The organism is Amycolatopsis sp. MEPSY49 (assembly GCF_051337345.1).
GTDB lineage: Bacteria > Actinomycetota > Actinomycetes > Mycobacteriales > Pseudonocardiaceae > Amycolatopsis.
The window spans coordinates 282,896-308,923 of record NZ_JBDLYJ010000004.1 but is presented as its reverse complement, the minus strand read 5'-3'; the positions used below and the strand labels follow the sequence as shown (position 1 = coordinate 308,923).

21 protein-coding genes are annotated in these 26,028 nt (G+C 72.1%); 11 read left to right on the top strand and 10 right to left on the bottom strand.

Features of this window, described 5'->3' with window-relative positions; translation table 11 throughout:
- Positions 1-258 precede the first annotated feature (258 nt).
- Entirely contained in the window at positions 259-1,035 is a 777-nt protein-coding gene (locus tag ABFJ78_RS20900) for an exodeoxyribonuclease III (RefSeq protein ID WP_436388038.1), read from the bottom strand.
- 64 nt (positions 1,036-1,099) lie between these two features.
- On the bottom strand, positions 1,100-1,822 hold the full coding sequence (locus ABFJ78_RS20895) for a S1 family peptidase (protein ID WP_436388037.1): 723 nt from the start codon (positions 1,820-1,822) through the stop codon (positions 1,100-1,102).
- 166 nt (positions 1,823-1,988) lie between these two features.
- On the opposite strand from ABFJ78_RS20895, the gene uvrC reads away from it, so the two are divergent.
- Genes uvrC through whiA form a run of 4 tightly spaced genes read left to right on the top strand, consistent with a single transcriptional unit; the run spans position 1,989 to position 6,824 of the window.
- Positions 1,989-3,944, top strand: a complete 1,956-nt coding sequence (gene uvrC, locus ABFJ78_RS20890) for an excinuclease ABC subunit UvrC (protein WP_436388036.1) — start codon at positions 1,989-1,991, stop codon at positions 3,942-3,944.
- Between the two features lie 42 nt (positions 3,945-3,986).
- Positions 3,987-4,844: an RNase adapter RapZ gene (gene rapZ, locus ABFJ78_RS20885; protein WP_003101350.1), complete on the top strand. Its 858-nt coding sequence runs from the start codon at positions 3,987-3,989 to the stop codon at positions 4,842-4,844.
- A 1-nt stretch (position 4,845) separates the two neighbouring features.
- On the top strand, positions 4,846-5,841 hold the full coding sequence (locus ABFJ78_RS20880) for a gluconeogenesis factor YvcK family protein (RefSeq protein WP_436388417.1): 996 nt from the start codon (positions 4,846-4,848) through the stop codon (positions 5,839-5,841).
- Positions 5,832-6,824: a DNA-binding protein WhiA gene (gene whiA, locus ABFJ78_RS20875; protein WP_086671216.1), complete on the top strand. Its 993-nt coding sequence runs from the start codon at positions 5,832-5,834 to the stop codon at positions 6,822-6,824. The genes ABFJ78_RS20880 and whiA overlap by 10 nt, the downstream gene beginning before the upstream one ends.
- Before the next feature lie 67 nt (positions 6,825-6,891).
- Here whiA and ABFJ78_RS20870 read toward each other — a convergent pair whose 3' ends face one another.
- A complete protein-coding gene (locus ABFJ78_RS20870) occupies positions 6,892-7,746 on the bottom strand; it encodes a hypothetical protein (RefSeq protein ID WP_436388035.1) in 855 nt (284 codons plus the stop codon).
- Positions 7,743-8,150: a DUF6086 family protein gene (locus tag ABFJ78_RS20865; RefSeq protein WP_436388034.1), complete on the bottom strand. Its 408-nt coding sequence runs from the start codon at positions 8,148-8,150 to the stop codon at positions 7,743-7,745. The genes ABFJ78_RS20870 and ABFJ78_RS20865 overlap by 4 nt, the downstream gene beginning before the upstream one ends.
- A gap of 158 nt (positions 8,151-8,308) precedes the next feature.
- Here ABFJ78_RS20865 and ABFJ78_RS20860 point away from each other — a divergent pair, with 158 nt between their 5' ends.
- The gene (locus ABFJ78_RS20860; protein ID WP_436388033.1) at positions 8,309-9,313 is read left to right on the top strand and encodes a glucosyl-3-phosphoglycerate synthase; all 1,005 of its coding nucleotides are present in this window, start codon (positions 8,309-8,311) and stop codon (positions 9,311-9,313) included.
- A 64-nt stretch (positions 9,314-9,377) separates the two neighbouring features.
- On the opposite strand, the gene ABFJ78_RS20855 is transcribed toward ABFJ78_RS20860, so the two are convergent.
- Positions 9,378-10,784 carry an MFS transporter gene (locus ABFJ78_RS20855; protein ID WP_436388032.1) on the bottom strand — a complete coding sequence of 469 codons (1,407 nt, stop codon included), beginning with the start codon at positions 10,782-10,784 and terminating at the stop codon, positions 9,378-9,380.
- Positions 10,785-10,948: 164 nt separating this feature from the next.
- Here ABFJ78_RS20855 and ABFJ78_RS20850 point away from each other — a divergent pair, with 164 nt between their 5' ends.
- Positions 10,949-11,848 carry a helix-turn-helix transcriptional regulator gene (locus ABFJ78_RS20850; RefSeq protein ID WP_436388031.1) on the top strand — a complete coding sequence of 300 codons (900 nt, stop codon included), beginning with the start codon at positions 10,949-10,951 and terminating at the stop codon, positions 11,846-11,848.
- Here ABFJ78_RS20850 and ABFJ78_RS20845 read toward each other — a convergent pair.
- The gene (locus tag ABFJ78_RS20845) at positions 11,734-12,660 is read right to left on the bottom strand and encodes a sterol desaturase family protein (protein WP_436388030.1); all 927 of its coding nucleotides are present in this window, start codon (positions 12,658-12,660) and stop codon (positions 11,734-11,736) included. The genes ABFJ78_RS20850 and ABFJ78_RS20845 overlap by 115 nt on opposite strands.
- Before the next feature lie 69 nt (positions 12,661-12,729).
- Between ABFJ78_RS20845 and ABFJ78_RS20840 the strand changes: the two genes are divergently transcribed.
- Positions 12,730-13,338: a TetR/AcrR family transcriptional regulator gene (locus ABFJ78_RS20840; RefSeq protein ID WP_372659986.1), complete on the top strand. Its 609-nt coding sequence runs from the start codon at positions 12,730-12,732 to the stop codon at positions 13,336-13,338.
- Here the strand turns inward: ABFJ78_RS20840 and ABFJ78_RS20835 are convergent.
- Positions 13,313-14,428, bottom strand: a complete 1,116-nt coding sequence (locus tag ABFJ78_RS20835) for a hypothetical protein (protein WP_436388029.1) — start codon at positions 14,426-14,428, stop codon at positions 13,313-13,315. The two genes, ABFJ78_RS20840 and ABFJ78_RS20835, sit on opposite strands and share 26 nt — an antisense overlap.
- Positions 14,429-14,591: 163 nt before the next feature.
- Here ABFJ78_RS20835 and ABFJ78_RS20830 point away from each other — a divergent pair, with 163 nt between their 5' ends.
- Positions 14,592-14,960, top strand: coding sequence for a hypothetical protein (locus tag ABFJ78_RS20830; RefSeq protein WP_436388028.1), 369 nt, complete (start codon positions 14,592-14,594; stop codon positions 14,958-14,960).
- A 45-nt stretch (positions 14,961-15,005) separates the two neighbouring features.
- Here the strand turns inward: ABFJ78_RS20830 and ABFJ78_RS20825 are convergent, their stop codons facing one another.
- From ABFJ78_RS20825 to ABFJ78_RS20815, 3 genes are all read right to left on the bottom strand, one after another.
- The gene (locus ABFJ78_RS20825) at positions 15,006-17,642 is read right to left on the bottom strand and encodes a PQQ-dependent sugar dehydrogenase (protein WP_436388027.1); all 2,637 of its coding nucleotides are present in this window, start codon (positions 17,640-17,642) and stop codon (positions 15,006-15,008) included.
- A 223-nt stretch (positions 17,643-17,865) separates the two neighbouring features.
- A complete protein-coding gene (locus ABFJ78_RS20820) occupies positions 17,866-18,705 on the bottom strand; it encodes a coproporphyrinogen III oxidase (RefSeq protein WP_436388026.1) in 840 nt (279 codons plus the stop codon).
- A 40-nt stretch (positions 18,706-18,745) separates the two neighbouring features.
- A complete protein-coding gene (locus ABFJ78_RS20815; RefSeq protein WP_436388025.1) occupies positions 18,746-19,183 on the bottom strand; it encodes a PPOX class F420-dependent oxidoreductase in 438 nt (145 codons plus the stop codon).
- Positions 19,184-19,284: 101 nt separating this feature from the next.
- Between ABFJ78_RS20815 and ABFJ78_RS20810 the strand changes: the two genes are divergently transcribed.
- The 3 genes from ABFJ78_RS20810 to ABFJ78_RS20800 are packed head-to-tail and all read left to right on the top strand — an operon-like array spanning position 19,285 to position 26,002.
- Positions 19,285-20,736 (top strand): hypothetical protein, encoded by a 1,452-nt coding sequence (locus tag ABFJ78_RS20810; RefSeq protein ID WP_436388416.1) that lies wholly within the window; start codon positions 19,285-19,287, stop codon positions 20,734-20,736.
- Positions 20,736-21,536, top strand: coding sequence for a hypothetical protein (locus ABFJ78_RS20805; protein ID WP_436388024.1), 801 nt, complete (start codon positions 20,736-20,738; stop codon positions 21,534-21,536). Before ABFJ78_RS20810 ends, ABFJ78_RS20805 begins: the two co-directional genes overlap by 1 nt.
- 11 nt (positions 21,537-21,547) lie before the next feature.
- The gene (locus ABFJ78_RS20800) at positions 21,548-26,002 is read left to right on the top strand and encodes a hypothetical protein (protein WP_436388023.1); all 4,455 of its coding nucleotides are present in this window, start codon (positions 21,548-21,550) and stop codon (positions 26,000-26,002) included.
- Positions 26,003-26,028: the final 26 nt, after the last annotated feature.

Below are 26,028 nucleotides of genomic sequence, written 5' to 3'. Positions count from 1 at the left end.
CGCGGCCACGAGTGTGCCGGGACCCTGTCGTCAGGCGTCAGGGCTCCGGCAAAGTCAGGTCAGCGCGGGCGATCCGGTCGCCCGCACGTAATGAACGGGACGTTCACCTCGTCAGACGACATGAACGACCCTTTCATGACATCGCCGCGACGCCGGGCAGGCCGCGCGGCCACGACTTTGCCGGGACCCTGTCGTCAGGCGTCATGAATGAGTCATTCACGTCATCTCGGCCGTGCCCGCGAGCGCCGGCCCGGCGGGTCAGAGGTCCAGGTCGACCACGATCGGCGCGTGGTCCGACGGGCCCTTTCCCTTGCGCGCGTTGCGGTCCACATAGGAATCCGTCACCGCGGAAGTGAACGCCTCGTTGCCGTACACCAGGTCGATCCGCATCCCCTTGTTGTTCGGGAAGTTCCCGGCCCGGTAATCCCAGTACGTGAACGGGTGATCGTACTTCAACGGCCGCGGGAAGACGTCCGACAGCCCCAGGTCCCGCAGCCGGGCCAGCGCGTCCCGCTCCGGCTTCGTCACGTGCGTCGACTCCGCGAACAACGCGATGTCCCAGACGTCCGCGTCCGTCGGTGCCACGTTGAAGTCACCCAGCACCGCGAACGGATCGGCCGTCAGCTCCGAAGAAACCAGCGACCGCAACGCCTCCAGCCACTCCAGCTTGTACGCGTAGTGCGGGTTGTCCGGCTCGCGCCCGTTCGGCACGTACACCGACCACACCCGCACGCCGCCGCAGGTGGCGCCCACCGCACGCGCCTCGGCGGCGTCTTCGAACTGCGGCTCGCCCGGCAACCCGCGCACCACGTCGGACAACCCCACGCGCGAGACGATCCCGACGCCGTTCCAGCGCCCGAGCCCGTACGCCGCCACCTCGTAGCCCAGCGCCTCGACCTCGGCCAGCGGGAACTTCTCCGTCGTGGTCTTCAGCTCCTGCAGGCACAGCACGTCCGGCGCCGTCTCCTCCAGGAAACCCAGCACACGCGGCAGGCGGGGGACGATCGAGTTCACGTTCCAGGTGGCGATCCGCATGCCCGCGAGCATCCCACACCCCACCGACAGAACCGGGGCGGCGCCGAAGCACCGCCCCGGGGACTCAAACGCCCGCGGTCGTCCGGATCCACGAGCGGCTCGCGGCCACGCTCGCGTAGTTGTTCGTGCCGCGCGTGTTCGAGCCGCTCTGGTTCTGGACCGTCGACGCGACGCCGACCTGGACCCCGCCCGACACCTCGGGGCCGCCCGAGTCGCCCTTCCATGCCGAGCCGTTGATGCCGACGCTCTGGATCGCGCGGCCGCCGTAGGCGTCCGTGGACCGGCCGGTCACCTGGACGTTCGCCGTCTTCAGCGACGTCGCCGGCGGGCCGGTCGGCGTCGTGCGGCCCCAGCCGTAGATCTGGTTGGTGCTGCCGGTGGCCGGGTCCGAGCTGCCCAGCGAGATCGGCGAAGCACTCGTCGCCGACGCGAGGTGCAGCAGCGCGATGTCGCCGTTCGGGGACTCGTACTCGTTGTCGACGGCGATCTTCGTGCCCGACAGCAGCGTGTTGCTGCCGACCCGGACGTACATGCCCGAGCCGTCCTGGTCGAGGCAGTGCACCGCGGTCAGCACCCAGCGCGAGGCGATGACCGTGCCCGAGCAGTTGAAGCCCTGGTAGTCGCGCCCGGGGGTGTTCACGTACACCTGGGCGCCCCACGACACGGTGGGGGCGGTGGAGCCGCCGACGATGTTCGGCTGGACGCCGGCGGAAGCCACGGCGCCACCCGCGAGAGTCAGCGCGACGGCGGCCGCGGAAGCGGCACCGAGGAGACGGAGAGAGGTCACGGCGGTGATCCTTTCGGAGGGGGACCGGAGCGGCCGGTCGGAAAGTAACCACCGCGTCACCCAGGGGGACACCGACGAAGGTCGCAACCGGACGAACACCCTACTTCCGGCGGTGCGAACGGGGGCCTGCCGAGAACTGTCGGTGCCGCCCCATAGTCTTGACAACGTGGCTGACCCGACCACCTACCGTCCCTCGCCGGGGAGCATCCCGGATGCCCCTGGCGTGTACAAGTTCCGTGACGCGACCAAGCGGGTCATCTACGTCGGCAAGGCGAAAAGCCTGCGCAGCAGGCTGAACTCCTACTTCGCCGACCTCTCCGGCCTGCACCCGCGCACGCGCCAGATGGTGACGACGGCGGCGAGCGTCGAATGGACCGTCGTCACCACCGAGGTCGAGGCCCTCCAGCTCGAGTACAACTGGATCAAGGAGTTCGACCCGCGGTTCAACGTCCGCTACCGCGACGACAAGAGCTACCCGATGCTCGCGGTGACGCTGAACGAGGAGTTCCCGCGCCTGCACGTCTACCGCGGCGCGCGCAAGAAGGGCGTCCGGTACTTCGGGCCGTACGCGCACGCGTGGGCCATCCGCGAGACGCTCGACCTGCTGCTGCGCGTCTTCCCGGCCCGCACCTGCTCGGCCGGGGTGTTCCGGCGCCACGGCCAGATCGGCAGGCCCTGCCTGCTCGGCTACATCGACAAGTGCTCCGCGCCGTGCGTGGGCCGGGTGTCGGCCGACGAGCACCGCGACATCGTCGAGGACTTCTGCGACTTCCTCGCCGGCAAGACCGACGTCATGATCAAGCGCCTCGAAGCCGAGATGGCGGCCGCGTCCGCGGAGCTCGAGTTCGAGCGGGCGGCCCGGCTGCGCGACGACCTCGGCGCGCTGCGCCGCGCCATGGAGAAGCAGGCCGTGGTGCTGGGCGACGGCACGGACGCCGACGTCGTGGCCTTCGCGCACGACGAGCTCGAGGCCGCCGTCCAGGTCTTCCACGTGCGCGGCGGCCGGGTCCGCGGCCAGCGCGGCTGGGTGATCGACAAGGCCGAGGAGATGGACGTCCCGGCGCTGGTCGACCACTTCCTCACCCAGTTCTACGGCGACGAGGCCGAGCTCGACGCCCGCGACGACGTCGACGCCGGGCCGGTCGTCCCGCGCGAGGTGCTGGTGCCGGAGCTGCCGGCCGACGCCGACGCGGTCGCGGAGTGGCTGAGCGGGCTGCGCGGCTCGCGGGTCCAGCTGCGGGTGCCGCAGCGCGGCGACAAGAAGGCCCTCGCGGAGACGGTCGAGCGCAACGCGGGGGAGGCGTTCACCCAGCACAAGCTGCGGCGCGCGGGCGACCTGACGGCCCGCTCGGCGGCGCTGACCGAGCTGCAGGAGTTCCTGGCCCTCGACACCGCGCCGCTGCGCATCGAGTGCATCGACATCAGCCACATCCAGGGCAGCGACGTCGTGGCGTCGCTCGTCGTGTTCGAGGACGGGCTCGCGCGCAAGTCCGAGTACCGGCGCTTCGCGCTGCGAGAGGCGGCCGAAGAGGGCGATGTGGCGTCGATCGCCGAGGTCGTGCGCCGGCGCTTCTACCGCTACCTCAAGGAAACGGCGGAGGACACGAGCAAGCCCGGCCTCGACCCGGAGACCGGCCGGCCGAAGAAGTTCGCCTACCCGCCGAACCTCCTGGTCGTCGACGGCGCGGGCCCGCAGGCCACGGCGGCCGCGGACGTGCTGGCCGAGCTCGGCATCACCGACATCGCCGTCGTCGGGCTGGCGAAGCGGCTGGAAGAGGTGTGGCTGCCGGCGGACCCGGACCCGGTGATCCTGCCGCGGACGTCGGAGGGGCTGTACCTGCTGCAGCGGCTGCGTGACGAGGCCCACCGCTTCGCCATCGCCTACCACCGCGAGAAGCGCTCCAAGCGGCTGGTGACGTCCGAATTGGACAGTGTGCCCGGGCTGGGGCAGGCTCGCCGCACCGCGCTGATCAAGCACTTCGGCTCGGTGAAGAAGCTCAAGCAGGCCAGGGTCGAGGAGATCGAGGCGGTGCCCGGCTTCGGCAGGCGTACCGCGGAGGCCGTGGTCGCCGCGCTGGCCGGGGAGTCCGGTGCGGGCAACGGCACACAAGCAGGGGAGTAGGGAAAGACAGTGAGTGCGCAAGAGGAGATCCGCGGGTCCGGCATGGAGGTCGCGGTCGTGTCCGGGCTGTCCGGGGCGGGCCGCAGCACGGCGGCCAAGTGCCTGGAGGACCTGGGCTGGTTCGTCGTCGACAACCTGCCCCCGGAGCTGATCGCGACGATGGTCGAGCTGGGCGCGCAGGCGCGCGGCGCGATCACGAAGGTGGCCGTCGTCATGGACGTGCGTTCGCGCGCGTTCACCGACGACCTCGCCTCGGTCATCAAGGATCTCGACGCGCGGGGCTACAAGCCGCGCGTGCTGTTCCTGGAGGCGACCGACGCCGTGCTGGTACGGCGCTTCGAGGCCGTTCGCCGCGGTCACCCGATGCAGGGTGACGGCCGGCTCGCCGACGGCATCACGGCGGAGCGGACGCTGCTGGAGCCGCTGCGCGAAGAGGCCGACCTGGTGCTCGACACGTCCTCGCTGTCGGTGCACGACCTGCGCGCCAAGATCGAGGACGCGTTCGGGTCCGAGGCGAGCACCCAGACCCGGGTCACCGTGCTGTCCTTCGGCTACAAGTACGGCCTGCCGATGGACGCCGACCTGGTGATGGACGTCCGGTTCCTGCCGAACCCGTTCTGGATCCCGGAGCTGCGCGAACACACGGGCCTCGACGGCGAGGTCCGCAACTACGTCCTCTCGCAGGAGGGCGCCGAGGAGTTCCTGGACCGCTACCACCAGCTGCTGCGGCTGATCGGCGCCGGCTACAAGCGCGAGGGCAAGCGGTACCTGACGCTCGCCGTCGGCTGCACCGGCGGCAAGCACCGCAGCGTGGCGCTGTCCGTGGAGCTCGCCCAGCGTCTGTCCAAAGAGGACGGTATGGCCGTGAAGGTGGTGCACCGCGACCTTGGTCGTGAATAACGTGCGCGCGGTCGCCCTCGGGGGCGGCCACGGGCTGCACGCCACGTTGTCCGCGGTGCGGCGGGTGACCCCCGACGTCACCGCGGTCGTGACCGTGGCCGACGACGGCGGATCGTCCGGCCGGCTGCGGCGCGAGCTCGGGCTGCTGCCGCCGGGCGACCTCCGGCAGGCCTTCGCCGCGTTCGCCGCGGAGGACGGCGGCACGCTGTGGGCCGAGGTGTTCCAGCACCGCTTCGGCGGCGACGGCGCGCTGGCCGGCCACGCGGTGGGGAACCTGCTGCTGGCGGGGCTCTTCGAGGTGCTCGGCGACCCGGTCGCCGCGCTCGACGAGGCGTGCCGGCTGATGGGCGTCTCGGGCCGCGTGCTGCCGATGTCGCCGGAGCCCCTCGACATCGAAGGTCAGGTCAGCGGCCTCGACAGCGAGGACCCGGCGGCGCTGCGCACGATCCGCGGCCAGGTCGCGGTGGCGTCGACGCCGGGTCAGGTCCAGCGCGTGAGCTTGCACTCGTCGGGCCGGGGCGGGCGGCCGCCGCTGGCGTGCGAAGAAGCGGTCGAGGCGGTGCTGAACGCCGACGTCGTCTTCCTCGGACCGGGGTCGTGGTTCACGAGCGTTCTGCCGCACCTGCTCGTGCCCGGGCTGCACGACGCGCTCGTGCGGACCGCCGCGACGAAGGTGCTCGTGCTCAACCTTGTCCCCCAGCCGGGGGAAACCGCGGGATTCTCACCGGAGCGGCACCTGGACGTACTCTTCGAGCACGCGCCCGATCTGCGGGTCGACGCGGTGATCGCGGACCGCGATTCCGTGCCCGACCCGGCGAATCTCCGGCGCGCGGCGGAACGGCTCGGCGGCCGGGCGCACCTGGGGGCGGTGGCCGACCCCGAAGTGGCGGGACGGCATGATCCTGATGCGCTCGCGTTGTGCATGCGGGAGGCTCTCGGTCTCGGCGGGGAGCACGGGGGAGGAGCGAAAGGCAGGGAGGGGCAGCAATGGCGATGACCGCCGCGGTCAAGGACGAGCTGAGCCGGCTGGAGATCACGAAGATCGGGCCGCGCCGGGCGGAGGTCGCGTCACTGCTCCGCTTCGCCGGCGGGCTGCACATCGTGGCCGGCCGGGTGGTCGTGGAGGCGGAGCTGGACACGGGCTCGGTCGCGCGACGGCTGCGCAAGGAGATCCACGAGCTGTACGGCCACCATTCGGACGTCCACGTCATCACCGCGAGCGGCGGCCTGCGCAAGGGCACCCGGTACGTCGTGCGCGTGGTCAAGGACGGTGAGGGCCTGGCCCGCCAGACCGGGCTGATCGACCAGCGCGGCCGCCCGGTGCGCGGGCTGCCCGCGGCCGTGGTGTCCGGGGGAGTGGCCGACGCGGAAGCGGCGTGGCGGGGCGCGTTCCTCGCGCACGGCTCCCTGACCGAACCGGGCCGGTCGTCGTCGCTCGAGGTGACGTGCCCGGGCCCGGAGGCTGCGCTGGCCCTGGTCGGCGCGGCGCGCCGGATGGGCATCCAGGCGAAGTCGCGCGAGGTGCGCGGAGCTGACCGGGTGGTGGTCCGCGACGGCGACGCGATCGGCGCGCTGCTGACCCGCCTGGGCGCGCACACGAGCGTCCTGCAGTGGGAAGAGCGCCGGATGCGCCGCGAAGTCCGCGCGACGGCCAACCGCCTGGCGAACTTCGACGACGCGAACCTGCGCCGTTCGGCCCGCGCGGCGGTCGCGGCGGCGGCCCGGGTGGAGCGGGCCCTGGAGATCCTCGGCGACACGGCCCCGGACCACCTGCTGGCGGCGGGCAAGCTCCGGCTGTCGAACCGCCAGGCGTCCCTGGAGGAGCTGGGCCAGCTGTCGGACCCGCAGATGACGAAGGACGCGGTCGCCGGACGGATCCGCCGGCTGCTGGCGATGGCGGACAAGCGGGCGAAGGACCTGAACATCCCGGACACGGAGTCCGCGGTCACGCCGGAGATGCTGGAAGAAGAGGACGCCTGACGGGTCAGCTGCCCGGCGACCCCGAGCGGGCGGCGGTGCGGCTCTTCCGGATCGCTTGGCACCACGCTCAGGTCCGAGGCGTTCGAAGAAGACGCCGGACGAGGTCCCGCAGCCACGGCTCGGAAATGGCCGGCTCGCGCTCGAGCACCCGGGCCAGCCGTTCGCGCACGGCCGGGGTGCGGCCGGCTTCGACGATCGCGACCGCTTCCGCCAGCGCCCGGCGGGTCCGGTCGTCGCGGGCCGGTTCGCGGACTTCCGCGGCGGCCCACAGGTACCGGCCGAACGACCGCGTGAGCTTGGGCTGGTAGTCGGCGAGGTAGCCGAACAACGCCGGCTCGACCGAGACGTTCCGGATCGGCACGGTCCGCGTCCAGTCCGCGTGCTGCTGCCACCGATAGGTGTTCGGGCTGGTTCGCCTGCGCCGCGTCAGGCCGACGATCCGGATGCGGCGGAGCACGGCGGGCCAGTCCGCGCGGTCGTCGGCGGCCCAGTCGCGCAAGACGTCCAGCAGCTGCTTCAGCGTCCGGCCCGTCGAGACGACGTCGACGAAGACGATCGGCCGGGAACCGTGAGCGAGAACGGCCGGGCTCAGCCCGTGCGCGCCCAGATTGGTCCGCAGCTGAGCCACTTCGGCCGGGTGCAGGCGGCCACCCGGCCAGTCGTCGATCGAGGCGGTCGACAGCGGCAGCAGGCGCAGCCGCCCCGGGTCCGGCAGCGCGCCGCCGAGCAGGTCGAACACCGAGTCCGCGGACCGGCCGACGAAGTACAGCTCGCCGTTGTCGGACCGGGCGAGCACCTTGGCCGCGCAGTCGACGAGGTCGTCGAGGAACCACAGGTCCGGCTCGGGCCCGCCGGCCGGCAGCGAGCCGAGGTGGTCGGGGCGCACGAGGTCCCAGCGGAACGGCCGGTTCGGCTCGATCACACCGGCATCGCGCGCTCGTGCCCGGCCATCAGCTCGGCGAGCCGGTCGGGCCCGGCCGCTCCGTCACCCGGGATGTCCCGGAACGACACCGCCGCCGGCCCGTTGAGAGCGGGCAGCGTGAGCCCGCCGCGGCGCGCCAGCACGGCCGCGGTCGCCGCGAATCCCTCCAAGAGCGCTCGCTGGATCGGGTGCGAGGTCGCGCGGTACTCGGTGATCAGCGCGTCGGTGAACTCCGCGAAGGTCGCGCCGTCGATCGGGTGGTCGTCGGGGTCGCCGGGCGTCACCCCGATCCCGGACGGCCCGGCCATCGGGACGAACGCCTCGGCGAGGCGCGTGAACAACGTGCCGGGGCCGGTGGACGGGTTCCACACGTCCGGGCCGTCGATGCTGAAGGAGTGGCTCATCGGCCGCGAGCCTAGGCCGCGCCGCCACGGCGGTCAGCCGGTTTTCGGCCCGTCGCGTTAACCGGACCCGCCACTTCGTAACACCGCGGTAGCACCCGGGCGCCACCGTCGAAACGCGGCACCTCGAACCTCGGAGACGACCGAGGGAAGGGGAAAGCATGCGCAACGCTCGCCTGCAGGTGACGCCGGAGGTCGGCACCTGGCTCGCCCGGCGCAGCAGCAAAGCCGGCGACTGGACCGTCGACGAGCTCGTCGCCGCGAAGCGGGGGACCACCGTCTCCGTCGTCATCCCGGCCCGCGACGAGGAAGCCACCGTCGGGGCGATCGTCACCGCCATCCGGGAGGAGCTGCACGGCCTGCTCGTCGACGAGATCCTCGTCGTCGACAGCCACTCCACCGATGCCACCGCCGAGGTCGCCGCCGCGGCCGGGGCCCGGGTCGTCGCGCAGGACGCCGTCTTCCCCGGCCTCCCCGCGCAGCAGGGCAAGGGCGAAGCGCTGTGGAAGGGCGTCGCCGCGACGACCGGCGACCTCGTCGTCTTCGTCGACGGCGACCTCCACGACTTCACCACCGACTACGTCACCGGGCTGCTCGGCCCGCTGCTCACCGACCCGGCGGTCGCCTACGTCAAGGGCTTCTACCACCGTCCGCTCGGCGACCAGGCCGACGGCGGCGGCCGCGTCACCGAGCTCGTCGCCCGGCCGCTGCTCAACATGTTCTGGCCGGAGCTGGCCGGGTTCGTGCAGCCCCTCGCCGGCGAGTACGCGGGCCGCCGCGAGGTGCTCGAGAGCATCCCGTTCGTCGTCAACTACGGCGTCGAGATCGGGCACCTCATCGACCTGCTGGAGCTGCGCGGCCTCGACGCGCTCGCCCAGGTCGACCTCGGCCACCGCGCCCACCGGCACCAGAGCACGCAGGCGCTGGGCCGGATGTCCGGGCAGATCATGCAGACGCTCTTCGACCGCCTGGAGCACTACGGCCGCCTGGTCACCGCGATCCCGCCGGCGACGCTGCTCGCGCAGTTCCGGCGCGGGGCGTCGGAGACCGGCGTCGAACGCGAACTCGTGCTGACCGACCTGACCTCCCCGCGGCGCCCGCCGCTGGCGAGCCTGCCGGCGACGATGCGCCCGGAGAACGCCCTCGACCTGCGCGACACGGCGTGACGTCCGCCGCCTGAGGAGCGCCGCGAAACAGCCGGGCAGGGGAGTCCCTGCCCGGCCGTTTCGGTCAGCGCGCCCGGTCGCTGCGCAGGAACAACGCGCTGGTCAGGAGACCGAGCAGCACGATGGCGGCGTTCACCGCGATCGCCGCCTTCAGGCCGCCGAGGATGGCCGTGGCTCCGGTGCCCGCCACCGCGGAAGTGACCACGACGCTCATGATCGGCGTGCCCATCGTGATGCCGACCTGCTGGGTCATCGTGGCGAGGCCGGTGGCCAGGCCCTGTTCGCGGTCGGCCAGCCCCGAGGTGGCGGTGACCATGAACCCGACGATGACGAGCATGTTGCCGACGCCGCCGGCGAAGCTGGCGATCAGCATCAGGACCATCCACGAGCGGTCGTCGCCGAGGCCGAGCAGCGCCGCGGTGAACACCGTCTGCAGGATCCCGCCGATGATCAGTGTCCGCTTGCTGCCGACCTTGCCGATGACCTTCGGGGCGAAGACGCCGCCGGTGACCGTGCCCAGGCCGAGGACGCCGAAGGACAGTCCCGCGGCGAGCGGGGAGAAGCCGAGCACATCCTGCAAGTACAGCGTCAGCGGGAAGACCAGCGAGCACTCGGTGAGGAACGCGATCAGGCCCGCGACGTTGCCCCAGGCCACCGACCGCCTGCGGAGCACGGTGAGCGGGACGAGCGGCGCGGACACCTTGCGCTCGACGGCGTAGAACACCAGCAGCAGCACCACACCCGCCGCCAGCGACCCGAGGACGGCCGGCGAACCCCAGCCCGCCTCGCTCGCCTGCGTGAGCCCGAAGATGACGGCCAGCAGGCCGAGCGTCACGGTGCCGGCGCCGGGCACGTCGAGCTTGGGGCGCTCGTCGGGCCGCGACTCCTTGATCACCGTCGGGGCGACGAGCAGCACGGCGAGGGCGACGGGCACGTTGATGAAGAACGCCCACCGCCACGACAGCAGGTCGGTCAGCACGCCGCCGAGGATGGCGCCGGCGGTGAAGCCGCTGGACATCAGCGCGCCGTTGAGGCCGAGCGCCTTCTGGCGCAACGGGCCCTCCGGGAACGACACCGTCATCAGCGACAGCGCGGCCGGCGTCACGGCGGCGGTGGCCAGGCCCTGGAAGACGCGGGCGACGATCAGCATCTCCGGGTTCCGCGCCAGCCCGCCCAGGATCGAGGCCGCGCCCAGGACGACCAGGCCGCCGAGGAACAGCCGGCGCCGGCCGAACAGGTCCGCGACCCGGCCGAAGAACAGCGTGAACCCCGCGGCGCACAGCGCGAACGCCGTCGCGATCCACTGCAGGTGCCCCAGCGGGAAGCCGAGGTTCCCGCCGATCACCGGCAGCGCGACGTTCAGGATGGCGAAGTCCACGGCGAGCATGAACTGCGTGGCGAGCAGCAGCACGAGCACCAGCCGCAGCCGGGGGCTGAGCCGGGCGGGCGCCTCGATTTCGGTGACGGACACGGGAGTCCTTTCCAGCGGGGTTCGTCGATCACCGAGAACGATCGTCGGCACCCGGAACCCCAGCCAGAACCCCGGTTCGCCCCGTCCACGCGAGGGTGGTCACGACAGCACCAGGCTCACCGCCTCCGGTCCGGGCATCATGGGGGTGAGTACCGGAGGTGTCCATGGCAGCCCCGTCCGAACTGGGCGACTTCCTCAAGTCGCGCCGCGCCGCGCTGCGTCCCGAGGACGTCGGCATCACGCCGCACCCGGCCCGCCGTCGCGTCACCGGCCTGCGCCGCGAGGAGCTGGCGACGCTCGCCAACGTCAGCATCACCCACTACACCCGCCTCGAGCAGGGGCGCGCGAGCAACGCGTCCGACAGCACGCTGGAGGCGATCGCGCGAACGCTGCGGCTCACCGACGACGAGACGGCCCACTTGAAGGATCTCGCGCGGCCGGTCACGTCGTCCCGCCGCCCGGCGCCGCCGCGGGTGGCGCACGCGAGCGCGTCGGCCAGGCAACTGCTGGGGGCGATGACCCACGTCCCGGCCGTGCTCATGGACCGGCGGGGCGACGTCCTCGCCTGGAACCAGCTGGGGCACGCGCTGCTCGCCGCGCACCTCGCGCCGGACAGCCCGGACGACCCCGCGACCCGGCCCAACCTGACCCGGATGCTGTTCCTGGACGAGCGGTACCGCGCGCTGTACCGGAACCGGGCCGAGCAGGCGGAGCTGGCGGTGGCGTCGCTGCGCCTGGTCGCCGGCCGCCACCACGACGACCGCGCGCTCGCCGAGCTCGTCGGCGGGCTCACGATGAACTCCGACGAGTTCGCGACGCTGTGGGCCCGGCACCCGGTGCGCACGTGCACGTCCGGGGTGAAGCTGCTGCGGCACCCGGTGGTCGGCGAAGTGGAGCTCAGCTTCGAGAACCTCGTCATCCCGGGCACGTCGGGCCAGCGCCTGATCGCCTACACGGCCGAGCCCGGTTCGCCGTCGGAGACCGCGCTGAAACTCCTGGGCAGCGCGTCCGCTCCGGCGCCGGCAGCGGTGCGGGGCGCCCACCCGGGCGGGCCGAGCACGTAACCCGCGCGCTCGCGCCACGTCTTCGCCGTGCGCAGGTCGCGCAGGATCGAGCCGTACTCGTGGAAGCCGACCTTGAGCAGGTGGTACGTGCCGATGTTCTTCGTCAGCCCGTACGTCGGCCGCTTGCCTTCCGGGACGAAGCTGCCGAACAGGCGGTCCCAGATGATCAGGATGCCGCCGTAGTTGGCGTCCAGGTACTCCTCGTCGCTGCCGTGGTGGACGCGGTGGTGCGACGGGGTGTTGAAGACGTACTCGAACCAGCGCGGCAGCTTCCCGACCTTCTCGGTGTGCACGAAGAACTGGTAGACGAGGTCGATCGAGAGCCCGGTCAGGATCATCCACGGCGGGATCCCGCACAGCGCCAGCACCGACCAGAAGGGGAGCTGGAAGTACGGCGTCCACTTCTGGCGCAGCGCGGTCGAGAAGTTGTAGTGCTCGCTGGAGTGGTGCACCTGGTGGCCGGCCCACAGCAGCCGCACGCGGTGGCTGGCGCGGTGGTAGGCGTAGAAGACCAGCTCCTGGCCGAGCAGCATGAGCACCCACGTCCACCAGTCGCGCGGGTCGAACTTCACCGGCGCCAGCTCGAACAGCGCGGCGAAGACGAAGAGCATCACCAGCCGGAACAGCGCGTTGACCCCGACCGCCACGGTGCCCATCAGCATGCTCGTGCGGGTGTCGGCGACGCTGTAGCCGATGACGTCGTCGTCGTGGCCGAGCACGTGCACCGCAACGATTTCGATCGCCACGAACAGCACGAACACCGGAATCGCGAACAACACGGGGTCGCGCAGGTGCGCCAGGAACTCGGCCACGTCGCCTCCTTGATCTGACCTGACGGTAACTTACCCTTGGGTCACTTTACGCACGGTAGGCTCTCGCGTGTGACGGAGTCAAGGGCGGTCGGGACCAAGGGGATGCCCCGCGAGGAGCGCGAGGCCCAGCTCGTCGTGGCGGGCACCGAGGAGTTCGGCCGGGTGGGCTACGCGGGCGCGTCGATGGTCGAGATCGCGCGCCGGGTCGGGGTCACGAAGCCGTTGCTGTACCAGTACTTCGGCTCGAAGGACGGGCTCTACCTGGCCTGCCTGCACCGAGCGGGCGACCGGCTGACCGAAGGCGTCGCGACGACCATGGCGGCCGGCGGCGAGCCCGACCAGATGCCGCTGAAGGTCCTCTCGGCGATCTTCACGACGTTCGACCACGACCGCTACGCGTGGCGCCTCCTGCGCGACGAAACCGTCCCGGCGACGGGCGACATCGCGGCGTCGGCGGCGGACTACCGGCACCGCCTGGACGCGTTCGCCCTGCTGGGCGCGACGCAGCTGATGACGTCCCGCGGGCTGGCCGACCCGGTCGACATCGAGGCGATCGCCCAGGTGTGGACGGGGGTGGTGGACTCGCTGATCAGCTGGTGGATCGACCGTCCGGACGAGGACGCGGCCGCGATGACGTCCCGGTGTGCGCGCATCATGGCGGGCCTGTTCGGCTGGTGAGTTCGGCGCGGGCTTCGGCGAAGAAGGCCGCCCGATCGGCCCCGAAGGTCACGGTCGCGGCCGAAAGTGCCTGACCCAGCGCCTTGTGGGGATCGATCTCCGCCGCGGCGAAGATCGCCGGAAAAGCCATGGCCTGCTGCAGCGCGTTGTCGTGGCGCCCGTCCGGCGTCCGGACCAGCGTGTGCGGCACCCCCGGGTCCGACAACAGGCGATCCCAGGCCGCCTGCCGGTCGTCGAACGGCGGGGGTAGCGGCCGGTCTTCCTCGAGCGCGCGCAGCCCGTCGGCGATCCAGCCGACGGCGTCCAGCCCGGCCCGTTCGCACGTCCGCCGCGCGACCCACCGGGCGAGCGCGCGCTGGATCTCCGGCGGCGCGGCCACGGCGGCACCGATGAGCGCACGGTCCTGCTTCGCGAGCTGCCGGAGCGCGCCCCGGAGCCGCAAGATCTCTTCGCCCGGCAGTTCGCCGTCCCACTCGCGGAGCAGCTGCTCGTGCTTCGCCTTCGCCCGCGCCTCCTCTTCGGTCCGCCGCCGCGCCTCCCGGGCCTCGGCGAGTTCCTCGGGCGTCGGCGGTGGCGGCAGCTTCCGCGCGAAGTCGTGCCAGTACGCGGCGGTCGCGCTGTGCCGCCGGAGCACCGCGTCCGGCGCCGGGGGAGCGGGCCAGAACTGCAGCAGGTATTGGTCCCGCGCGGGCTCGCCGTCGAGGCGCGTGTCCTGCTCGCGGCCCGCGTCCATCGCCGTGGCGCTGTAGCGGACGCGATAGTCGCCCGGCGCGAGTTCGAGATCCCACCAGTCCTCGCCGCCCCAGGTCACGAGCCTCGCGCGCCCCTCCGCCCGGAACGACGCCTCGACCACGTCCTGCGCGCCGGTGCCGGGCGGCTCGCTCTCGTGTACCTCGGCGGTGAACTCGACGTCGCCGGTGTGCAGGCCGGTGATCAGGAACAAGGTGCCCGCCACGGCGGCGCCGCACAGCCCGTTGCGCTGCCCGGCGAAGCACGCGGTCAGGTCGCCCTCGAACGGCTCGCCGCCCTCGCTGTGGACGTAGATCTGTCCATAATGGACAGGAACGTCGCCGTGGACCACGGTTCGCATGCCGGTCAGCATGGCAGGCAGCACCGACAGTCTCCCTTTGGCCGGTTTTGTCCGTTATCCTGCCCACGTAGAGTGGTGTTTGCCGAATGCTTGCCCGAACGGCGTAGCGAAACCGGTAGCGTTCGCGATTAATCAGGGAAGCCATCGCGTCGAGAGGTGTCCCATGCCCGAACCAGCCGCTCCCGTCCCGGCCGACCCCCGGCTCGCCGCGCGGTTCACCGAGGACCTGCTCGACGGCTGCCGGGTCCTGGCCAAGGACTACGGCTACCGGCCGGCCCAGTTCGAGCGCATGGTCCGCGAGCACGGCGGCGTCGAAGCGGCCCGGCTCCTGCTGCGCGGCGCCGGCACCGCCGGCGGGTTCACCGTCCTCTGGGAGAAGAACCAGCTCGGCCGCAGCTCGGAGGCCACGATGCTCCGCGCGGAGTACTCGGAGCTGTTCACCCCCGACGAGCTCCTGCTCGCCCGCCGCCGGCTGGAGGAACACGGCTTCGACGTCGACGCGCACCTGCGCACGCTCACCGAACAGCGGTGAGGGCGGCAGGGGTGACCGGCGCCGCTCCGGTCACCCCTGCCGCGGCTACTGGGCCGCCGCGCTGGACTTGCCGCGCAGCACCACGCTCGCCGTCGACGCGCCCTTGATCGCCGTCTCGATCTGAGCCATCGTCGAGGACGAGCTCAGGCCGGGGACCGTCGCGGTGTTCAGGGCGTAGAGGGTGAACGTGTACGGGTGGCTGGACCCGCCCGGGCAGGGGCCGAAGAACTTCTGCGCGTTCGCCCCGCTGCCCATCGCCTTCTGCTTGGCGCCACCCTGGTTCGGCACGGTGTAGCCCGCGCCGAGCCCCTCCGGGAGGGAGCGAGTGGCCGCCGGGACGTCCCAGATCGCCCAGTGCAGCTTGTTCCCGCTGTTGGCGACGTCGGCGAACACGATCGCGTACGCCTTCGCGCCGGTGGACGCGCCCCACGCGAGCGGCGGCGACGGGTCCTGGCCCGCCGTGCCGTCGCCGGCGCAGGTGTACTTGTCCGGGATGGTCGCGTTGTCGGCGAACGCGGAGCTGGTCAGCTTGAAGTCACCCGGCGTCGAACCGCCCGGGAACTTCAGCCGCACGATCACGTTGTCCAGCACCGACGGCGTGCCGCCGTTCTTGTCGTTGTTCGTCGACGTCAGCCACAGCCCGCCGTCCGGGGTCTTCGTGACCGAGCGCAGCCGGCCCCAGCGGCCGGAGAACAGCGTCGACACGGTGCCGACCCCGGTGCCCGCGGAGTTGATCTGCGTGGCGAACATCTGCTCGCCGGTGACGCCGGCGATGTAGATCCAGTCGTTGACGATCTCCAGCCCGCTCGGCCCGGCCTGCGACGTCGACCACGTCTTCTTCGGGGCGATGAAGCCGCTGCAGCTGCCTTGGGTGCCTTCGCAGCTGGGCCAGCCGAAGTTGCCGCCCTTCTGGATCAGGTTGAGCTCGTCCTGGCTGCTCTCGCCGAACTCCGCCGCCCACAGCTGGCCGCGCGAGTCCCAGGCCAGGCCCTGCGGGTTGCGATGGCCGTAGCTCCAGACGTACCGGGCGTTGCCGCCGGTGGCGTAGAACGGGTTGTCGCTCGGCGCCGAGCCGTCGGGGTTCAGCCGCAGGATCTTCCCGTTGAGCGAGCTCTTGTTCTGCGCGTTGTCGCTGTTCTTCGCGTCGCCCACGGTGGCGTAGAGCTTGCCGTCCGGACCGAACTTGATCCGGCCGCCGTTGTGGTAGCGGTTCTTCGCGATCCCGGTCAGCACCGGCGTCGACGTCGAGGACAGCGTGCTGCCGTCGTAGGTCATCTTGACGATCCGGTTGTCCCCGGATGCCGTGTGGTAGAGGTAGATCGCGTGGTCGGACGCCCAGTTCGGCGAGATCGCCAGGCCGAGGAGCCCGCCTTCACCGTTGGTCGTGACCGCGCCCGGCACCTTGCCCAGCGTCGTCTTCTGGCCGGACGGCGTCACGAGCACGATCTCGAACCGGTCCCGCTCGGTCACCAGCGCGTTGCCGTTCGGCAGGAAGTCCACCGACCAGCCGAGGTCGACCTTCGCGATGTCCTTGTCGTACTCCGGGATGCCCCCTGCGCCGCCCGGAGCGGACGTCTTGACGGTGACCGCGTTGCTGGCCGCGGAGCTGTTGCCGTCGGGGTCGCGCGCCTTGACCGTGAAGGTGTACGAGGTGTTCGGGTTCAGGTTCGTGACGGTCGTCCCGAGGGACGTCGTGGTCGCGACCTTGGTGGTGCCCTGGTAGACGTCGTAGCCGGCGACGGTGCCGCCGTTGTCGGTGGAAGCGTTCCACGCCAGGGAAACGCTGTTCGCGGTGACGCCGGTGGAGCGCAGGTTGCCCGGCACGGTGGGCGGGGTGGTGTCGTCGCTCGGCGGCGTGGTGAAGGTGACCACGTTGCTCTGCTGCGACGGGTTGCCCGCGGCGTCGAACGCGCCGACGGAGATGTCGTAGGCGGTGTTCGGGGTCAGGTTGTCCACGGTCGCCGTGGTGGTGTTGCCGTCGACGGTCTTGAGGATGTTGCCGCCGCGGTTGACTTCGTAGCGGACGACGCCGACGTTGTCGGTCGCGGCGGTCCAGGTGAACGTGGCCGCGGTCGGGAGGATGTTGCTCGCCTTGAGGTTCGACGGCGGCGACGGCGGCTCGGGGTCGACCGGCGCGACGAAGGTGTCGGTGAGCTTGTCGGCGTTCGGGCCGCCGTTCGCGGTGGTCGCGGTGGTGCGGATCTTGTTGACGCCGGCGGTCAGCTGGACGGTCGCGGTGGCGGTCTTCCAGGTCGTCCAGGCGCCGGTGCCGGGGAAGTCGACGGTGCCCTTGTCCCCGCCGTCGACGACGAGCTTGACCGGGCGGTTGTCGGCGGTTCCGTTGGCGTAGCGGAAGGTCAGGGTGTGCGTGCCCGCCTGCGCGGCGTTCACGGAGTATTCGACGTAGCTGCCGACGACGTTGTCGAAGTTGACGAACCCGGTGCCGGAGTAGCCGGCGTGGTTCGATTCGACGGCGCCTTGGGAGATCACGGCGTTCTCGGACTCGTAGTCGGTGTCCACCACCGCTTTTCGGGGGTCCAGGGGGGCTTGCCCCCCGGCCGGGGTCTGGGGCTCGGCCCCAGAGGACACTGCGAAAGCGCTTACCGGACTGAGCGCGGTGAGGCCGAGCGCCGCGACGGCGGTACCGGCCAGTACCACGCGCCACGGTGGACGGGGTGCCACTGGGAGCCTCCTGCGTGGGTCGGGGGACAGGGGGTGACCGGGGCGGAACTGGTCGGCGGACCACCGGAATCGGACCTAATAGTTAGGAAAGTTTCCTATCTATGGGACAGATCTCACACCCTCCGAGCGGGCCGTGTCAATACTCGACGGGACCGCTCACCCTTGGTGAAGAAGGGTTTCCCGCTCACCGGTGCGCGGGCGCGCGGCGTTCGGACCCGAGCTCTCAGCCGACCACCGCGGCGGTCTCGCCCGCCCAGTCGCGCGGCACGAGGAACGAAGCCAGCTCCGCTTCCGGGCTCCCCGGCTCGGGCGCGAAGCCCGCGTCCCACCGCACCAGCGGCGGCAGCGCCGTCAACACGGCCTCGGCGTCGGCGCGCGGGGCCGAGGCCGCGTGGAAGAGCGCGGACTCCACGAACCGGCCGCGGCGGTGCAGCTGCCACTGCCGTTCGCGCTCGCCGTGCGGGAGGTCCCGCCGCCGCCGGACGATCGGGAGGTACGCAGGCGCGATCGTCGCGATGCCCGCCGCCGTGAACGCCGCCCCGCGCCGCCACCCGTGCGGGCCGGACGGGCTCAGGTGGTCGAACGCGATGCCGCCGATCCCGTGCGGCTCGGCGCGGTGGGGGAGCCGGAACCGGTCGTCGGCGGCCCGCTTCGCCTGCGCGTGGAACGCCGGGTCGAGCGTGTCGCAGTAGTTCTTGAGCACCCGGTGGAAGTGGGTCGCGTCCTCGGCGAAGCCGTAGCACGGCAGGAGTTCCGCGGCCCCTTCGAACCACCACGCGTCCCCGGATTCGCAGTACCGGAAGGCGGCCCGGAACGCCGGGACCCACGGGTTGCGCGGGTGCAGCACGACCGACAGCCCGCTGGTGAAGAAGTCGCTGTCGTCCGCCGACGTCACGCAGACCCCGGCCCGCTCGAAGACGTCGCCGTCCTCCAGCAGGCGTACCCGGCCCCGGCCGAAGCGGGCCCCGCCGTCCAGCCGTTCCAGCTCGGCGACCAGCTCGCGCTGGCCTGAGCTCAGGATCGCCTTGACGGCGTCACGTCTGTCGTCCTCACCCGGAAGCATGACCCCCACCCCCGCCGGTGAGGGTACCAGCGAACCGAGGTCAGCCGGCGATTTCGGCCCGCGCGATCACCTTGGTGATCCTCGCCCGGACGAGCGATTCCTCCGGGACGGCGTTGCGCTTCCCGTACTCCTCGCCGCGCTCGGCACCCATGTACCGCGCTCCCAGACGGGTCGCCCACGCGAGCATGTCGTCGAAGTCGTGGGTCAGCCGCGCCTCGGCGGTGAACTGGACGTACGAATACGGCGGTTTCTGGTCGTCGACGGCGAGGGAAATGCGGCCGTCTCGGGCGATGGCCTTCCCTTTCAGTGTCTCCGTGCCGGTGGTGAAGATCAGCTCGTCGCCGTCGGGTCCCTCGTTCAGCAGGAACCACACCGGCGTCACGATCGGGGCGCCGTTGGCCCTCACCAGGCCCAGCATGCCGGTCCGGGTCCCCTCGGATGCGAACTTCCACCACTCGTCACGGCTCATCTCACGCATGCGGGGGACGTTAACCTGTCACCCGCGCGTGCGCAGAGGGTGGCCGACTAGCCTGGCCTGCTGTGCGAGACGACGCTGTGCCGATGAACAACGCGGCCGCCATGGGACTGGCCGACGAGGGGCTGACCCGCCGCCTCAAGGCGCTGGCCTGCACCGCGCCGCTGCACGACCTGGACGCGCGCAAGGCGAAGCTCGACTGGGCCGACGCCACGGTCTACCAGATGGCCGAGATCGCGCTGCACACGATCGACCAGGTCACCATCGCGATGGACTTCGACACCGGCGCCGGCCACGACGAGGTCATCGACCGCCTGCTGCCCTTCATCGCCCAGCAGGCGCCGTCGCGGATGCCCGAGGAGCACGTCCGCGTCGCCAAGTGGGTCCTCGACAACCTCATCAACGTCGGCACCACCGACCGCGGCTTCCGGCGCGTCTACGGCTCGATCGGCCCCGGCGGCTACCAGCGGCGCCAGTTCGACTTCAAGCTGCTGGTCGAGCTGGCCGCCCCGGACGGCGAGGTCTACCTGCGCGCCACCGACGAGGCCATCAACGTCCTCGTCGGCGCCCTCGACACCGACGTCGAGTCCGCCCAGATCGCCGCCGAGGTCAAGCTCGAGAACCTGATCAACCGCGGCCGGCTCGCCGACGCCAAGCTCGCCGCCGAGCAGGCCCGTTACCGGACCGTCCAGTACGGCGAGACGCTGCGCGCGAAGCTCGACGCGACCCGTCGCGACGTCCGCTCGGTCGACTGGGAGCGCGAGGTCCCGGAGCTGCTCGACAGCGCGCTCAGCCACATCGAGGCCCGCTTCCGCGCCGAGAACGCCATCCTCAAGAACATCACCACCGCCCGCGACGAGACCGAGGACCTCGACCGCAAGCGCCGGGCCGCCGAGCTCGTCGACATCGTCGGCGACTGCATCCGCCGGCACACGCGCCTGCAGTCCCGGCTCGCCGACGCGGGTGCGGTCTTCCGCGCCGAACAGGACCGCCAGCAGTTCTCCGGCCCGCCCCAGCGCGCCACCCTCGACCTGTTCGGCCAGCTCCTCGTCCCGACGCTCGGGCTGCCGCTGGCCGACGCCGTCGCGCCCGCCGAGCACTTCTTCCACGCCGCCGCCGGCATCACCGCACCCGTCGTGCCGTCGCTGTCGTCCCTCGTCTCACTGCTCCTGCGGCCGGCCCCCGAACGCGACCAGCTCGTCGGCGAGATCCCCGAGCCGGAGCTCATGCCCGCCGAGACCACCGACCGCTTCGGCGACGACGTCTGGCGCGCGGCCGACGAGCTCCTCGACCTCCCCGAAGTGCCGCGCCGGCTCTCCGGGCTCCTCGAAGAAGCCCGCCGCAGCCGCCAGCCGGGGCTCCCGGCCCTGGTCGCGCTGCGGGCCGTCCACGCCTACAGTCCCGGGGTCGGCGCGGCCCGCCGCCAGGGCGACCGGCAGGTGCTGCTCGCCGTCGACGACGGCACGCTCCTCGACGACCCGGAGTTCGGCGGCGCCGACCTGCTCCTGTCCACCGCCGCCGTAGAGCGGGCCGACGAAGAAGAGGAAGTCGCGTAATGGCGCTGTCCCACAGCAGCGTGGACGCCGAAGCGGCGGCCCGGCTGGTCGCCTTCGGCATGCGGCCGAAGCAGCTGCCCGCGCGTGACGTCGTGTACGGCGACCTCGTCCGCCGCTACGGCGAGGACAACGCGTTCAAGGCGCTCACCCACGCCGTCGCCGCCGGGCTCGGCCTCATGGTCCTCGAGGTCAACCAGCAGGCCGGCGCGGTCCTCGCGGCCACCGACGAGTCCGTCTTCGAGATCAAGATGGACTCCTACGCCCGCCAGGCCAAGATCCGCGAGCGCCGCGACACGGAGAAGGTCCTGCACGGCCTCATCCACCTCGCCACCGCCGCGCTCGGCTACCCGCGCCCGGACGACCTGGCCAACGACACCTACATCGGCCGCGTCAGCGTCGAGCAGGTCGACGCGATGGTCCGCGAAGCCGCCCGCATGCTCGACGAACGCGCCGCGGCGGCCGAGGCCAACAACGACCCCCTGGCCGACGCGCCCGAGCTGGAACAGGCCTGGCGCGCCTACACCCGCCGGCCCGCGGCCGCGGCCACCAAGGACGGCCGCCTCGCCGCCGACACCACCCGCGGCATGGTCTCCCGCGCCCTGCGCTTCCTCGCCGACCAGGGCTTCCTGGTCCCGGTGAGCGACGAGCAGGGCGGCACCTACCGGACCACGCCGCGCTACCAGATCCAGGTCCGCGAGCTCGCGGCCGACGCCGCCTTCGACGACCTGCTCGCGCTCGACGTCGTGGCCGTCGCGAACGCCGGGGGAACGCTGCGCGCGACCTCGTCGGACACGCTGTAAAAGGGGAGTAGATGTACGAGCTTTCGCGGGTCCGCCTGCACTCGGTGGGCCCGGCGGGTGCCCGCTACCAGGACGTCGTGCTCGACTTCAGCGGCGTCGGCGCCAAGATCACCGCGCCGCAGCAGGACGCGCTGTTCAGCGCCGGCATCCACGCGACCGGGCCGGCCGAGCTGCGCCGCCCGTCGCCGGCGAGCGTGCTGTTCCTCGAGAACGGCGGCGGCAAGTCCGTGCTCATCAAGCTGATCTTCTCGGTGATGCTGCCCGGCCGCCGCCAGGTCGTCGGCACCACCAGCACCAAGGTGCTCGAGAAGTTCGTCGCCGCCAAGGACGTCTCGCACGTCGTGCTGGAGTGGCTGCACGTCGAGAGCGGCCACCGGATCATCACCGGCAAGGTCTCCGAATGGCGCGGGCATGTCGTGTCCGCCGACTCCGAGAACCTCGCCGACTCCTGGTACTGCTTCCGCCCGACCGCCGCGCTCGGGCTCGATTCCCTGCCGATGACCCAGGACGGCCGGCTGCTCACCATGTCCGGCTTCCACGACAAGCTCGCCGCCGCGCAGCTGGCCGAGCCCGAGCTGGAGCTGTCCTGGACCCGCCGCCACCACGAGTGGACCGGCCGGCTCGACACCCTCGGCCTCGACACCGAGCTGTTCCGCTACCAGCGCGCGATGAACGCCGGCGAAGGCGAGGCGGCGGACGCGTTCGCCTTCGGCACCGACGACGCGTTCGTCGAGTTCCTGCTGCGCGCGGTGATCTCCGAGGAGGAGCCGAAGGACCTCGCCGAGGTCGTCGCCACGTACGCGCACAACCTGGCGCAGCGCGGGGATCTCCTCTCCGAACGCGACTTCGTGGCCGGCGCCCTCGACCTGCTGGGCCCGCTGGCCGCCGAAGAAGGCGTCGCCGCGGAGTCGCGGAAGATCGCCGAGTCCGCGAAGGCGGACATGGCCGCGCTCGCCGCCCGCGTCGTCGCGCGCAACGAACTCGAGAACGCGCGGCTGTCCGGGCTCGAGGACCACGTCACCGAGGTCAAGTCCGCGGAGAAGCTCGCCGAGGGCGATCACCGGCGGCTCGCCGCGGCCGTCACGGAGCTGCGTCGCCTGGTAGCCGTGCTGCGCCTGGACGAAGCCCAGGAGGCCCGCAAGCGCGTCGACGCCGAACTCGCTTCGGCCAAGACCGAGGCGGAGGCGTGGCGCGAGACGGCGACCGTGCTCAACTCCCTCAACGCGGCCCGCAAGGCGAAGGACCTGCGCGAGCTGGTCGGCAGCCGGGAGGAGAAGGCGCGCCCGGCCCTGAAGGCGCGCAACGACGCCGCTTCGGCGCTCGCTCGCGGGTTGCACGCCCTGGCGCAGGACGCCCAGCGCCAGGCCGACAAGGCCGAAGCGCACGCGGGCGCGTTGCGGGCCGAAGCCGAGAAGGCGCAGACCGATCGCGACGAAGCCGCGAACCTCGCGGCCGCCCGGCGTGCCGAAGCGCGCGGCCTCACCGCGCGGATCACCGAGCTGCGCGAAGAAGTCCAGAACGCCGTGCGAGCGGGATTGCTGCCTTCGGGGGCCGACGTCGCCGAAGCGTCCCGCGCCGCTCGGAGTGCCGCCGAAGCGGCCACCGCCGAACTCGCGCGGCGTGAGCAGGAACTCGACCGCGTCGCGGCGGATCTCCAAGCGGCGCAACGGGCCGTGAACGAGGCGCACCAGCTCGCGGGCACCACCCAGGACCGCTTCGAACGCGCCACCGAGGACCTCGACCGCGCCCACCGCCGCACCGACGCGCTGGCCGCCGAAAGCCGTCTCGTCGAGCTGCTCGGCGCCGACGACGTCGCGTTGGAGAGCGACTTGCCGGTGCTGCTGGAACGGCTGCGGGAGGCGAGCGCGGCGGTCGAGAAGGAGCAGACCGCGCTGCGGATGGAGGAGTCCGCCGACGAGCGGGCCCTGGCCGCGCTCGGGTCCGGCGGGCTGCTGCCGCCGCCGGAAGACGTCCAAGCCGCGCTCGATGCGCTGGAAGAAGCCGGGATCACGGCGTGGTCCGGCTGGCGCTATCTGTCCAAACTGGACGCTTCCCGCCGCGCCGAGGTATTGGAAAGCCTGCCGCAGCTGGTGTCCGGCGTGCTGCTGAACGACGCCGCGCACGTCGACCGGGCCCGCGAAGTGCTCACCAAGCGGCGGCTGCTGCCGTCCGCGACCATCGCCGTCGGCACCACCGAAGCGCTGCAGGCCGAGGTACCCGCGGCGCCCGGCGTCGAGTTCCTCGTGCCGCCGAACCCGGCGATGTACGACGAAGAAGCCGCCGACGCCGAGCGAGAAGCCGTGGCCCGGCGGCACACCGAGCGGCAGCGCCGGCTGGAGTCGTTGTCCGCCAAGCTGTCCGCGGACGGCGCGTTGACGTGGAAGCTCACCACCTGGCGCGAGGACTACCCGCCCGGCGCGGTCGCGACCCTGGCCGAGCAGGCCCAGGCCGCCCGCACCGCGCGCGAGACCGCGCGCACGGCGCTGGAGCAGGCCGACGCGGAGTTCGCGCGGCTGAGCGAGAAAGCGGCGTCGCTGCGCGAACGCGTCCCGGAACTCCGCGCGGCCGCGGCCGAGGCGGAGGAACGCGCGCGGCGGCTCGGCGAGCTGGGTGCCCGCAGCGCGCGGATCACCGAATGGACCGAAGACGTCGAGCGCGCCACCGAGGTCGCCGAACGCGCCGACCTGCAGGCCGCCGACGCGGCGGCCAAGGCCGCGCGGCTGCGCGAACAGGCGGGGGAGGAGCAGCGCACGGCCGACGGCCACCGCCGGACCGCCACGACCGCCCGCGCCGAACTCGCCGAGGTGCCCGGCGCGGCCGAGGCGGCCGACGGCCCGGTGCCGGCGGAGCCGGTCGACGCGCTGCGGCGGACGTACCTGTCGGCGTCCGAGTCGTACGCGAAGGTCGAGGTCGGCAGCGACCTGCGGGCCGAGCTGGAGCAGGCCGAGTCCGCCGAAGCGGCCGCGGGCTCGGCCGTCGAGTCCCTGGACGAAGCCGTCCGGGTCCGCGCGGCCGAGCTGCTGGAAACGCCCGACGGGTCCGACGCTTCCGCCCGCGCGGCCGCGTTGGCGCGCGCCCGCCGCGTCGTCGACGGCCTGGAGGACGAGCGCACCGAAGCGATCGGGCTCGTCTCGACGCGGCGCGCCGAGCTGGACGCGCTGCCGCTGCAGAACGGCGTCAACGGCGAGAAGCCGCGGGACATCGAGCACGGCCTGGAGCTGATCGACGCGGCCGGCCTGGAGGCGTCGGCGGCCGCGCGCAAGTGGGAAGAGCTGCAGGAACGCCGGGCGGCGGCGGAGGCGACGCTGGAGTCGGCCCGCAGTTCCGCCTCGGGGTTCGCGCTGCTGGCGGAGTCGATGGCCCACCTGGTCACCGACACCGACGCGGCGGCCTACGACGGCGACGTCGAGACGGCCCGCGCCCAGCACAGCCGTCTCAACGCGACGCTCGGCCAGGCGCAGGAAGCCGCCGACGCGGGCGACCGGCGGGTGCGCGCGGCCGCCGACCAGCTCGCGCAGTACGCGACGGAGAAGCGGTTCGAGAAGCTGAGCACGCCGGTGCGCCAGCAGGTCATCTCGGTCAAACGCGACCAGCTGCCCGCGCACGCCGCGGAGTGGGCGGAGGCGTTGCGGCCGCGGCTGCGGTCGCTCACCGACGACCTCGCGCAGATCGACCGGCACCGCGGCGGCATCATCACGCGCCTGCAGGGCATGGTCGACGGCGCGCTCCGGACGTTGCGTTCCGCCCAGCGCGTCTCCCGGCTGCCGGACGGCCTCGGCGACTGGTCCGGGCAGGAGTTCCTGCGCATCCGGTTCACCGAGCTGGAGGACAACGCGCTGACCGAGAAGCTCGGCGAGGTCGTCGACGAGGCCGCCGTGGGCAAGACCGCGGACGGCCGGGACGTCAAGCGCGACGGGCTTTCCCTGGTGCTGCGCGGGGTACGTGCCGCGGCGCCGAAGGGCTTCCGCGTCGACATGCTCAAGCCGGACTCGGTGCTGCGCACCGAACGCCAGCGCGTCTCCGAGATCCGCGACGTCTTCTCCGGCGGCCAGCAGCTGACCGCGGCGATCATCCTGTACTGCACCCTGGCGGCGCTGCGGGCCAACAACCGCGGCAAGGTCCGCAACCGGCACTCGGGCGTGCTGTTCCTCGACAACCCGATCGGCCGCGCCTCCGCGGGCTACCTGCTGGAGCTGCAGCGGGCGGTGGCCGAGGCACTGGGCGTGCAGCTCATCTACACGACCGGCCTGTTCGACGCGGGCGCGCTGGCGGAGTTCCCGCTGATCGTGCGGCTGCGCAACGACGCCGACCTGCGGGCGGGCCGCAAGTACCTGTCGGTGGACTCGACGATCCGCAACTCCCTGGAGGACCTGGGCGAGCCGGACGGCGTCGCGCGGCTTTCGGCGACCCGGATGTTCACGCGGGCGGCCGAGCAGGATTCCGCTGAGGACGAACAGACGGCCTGACGGGAACAACTCCCGCGGTTTCGTGG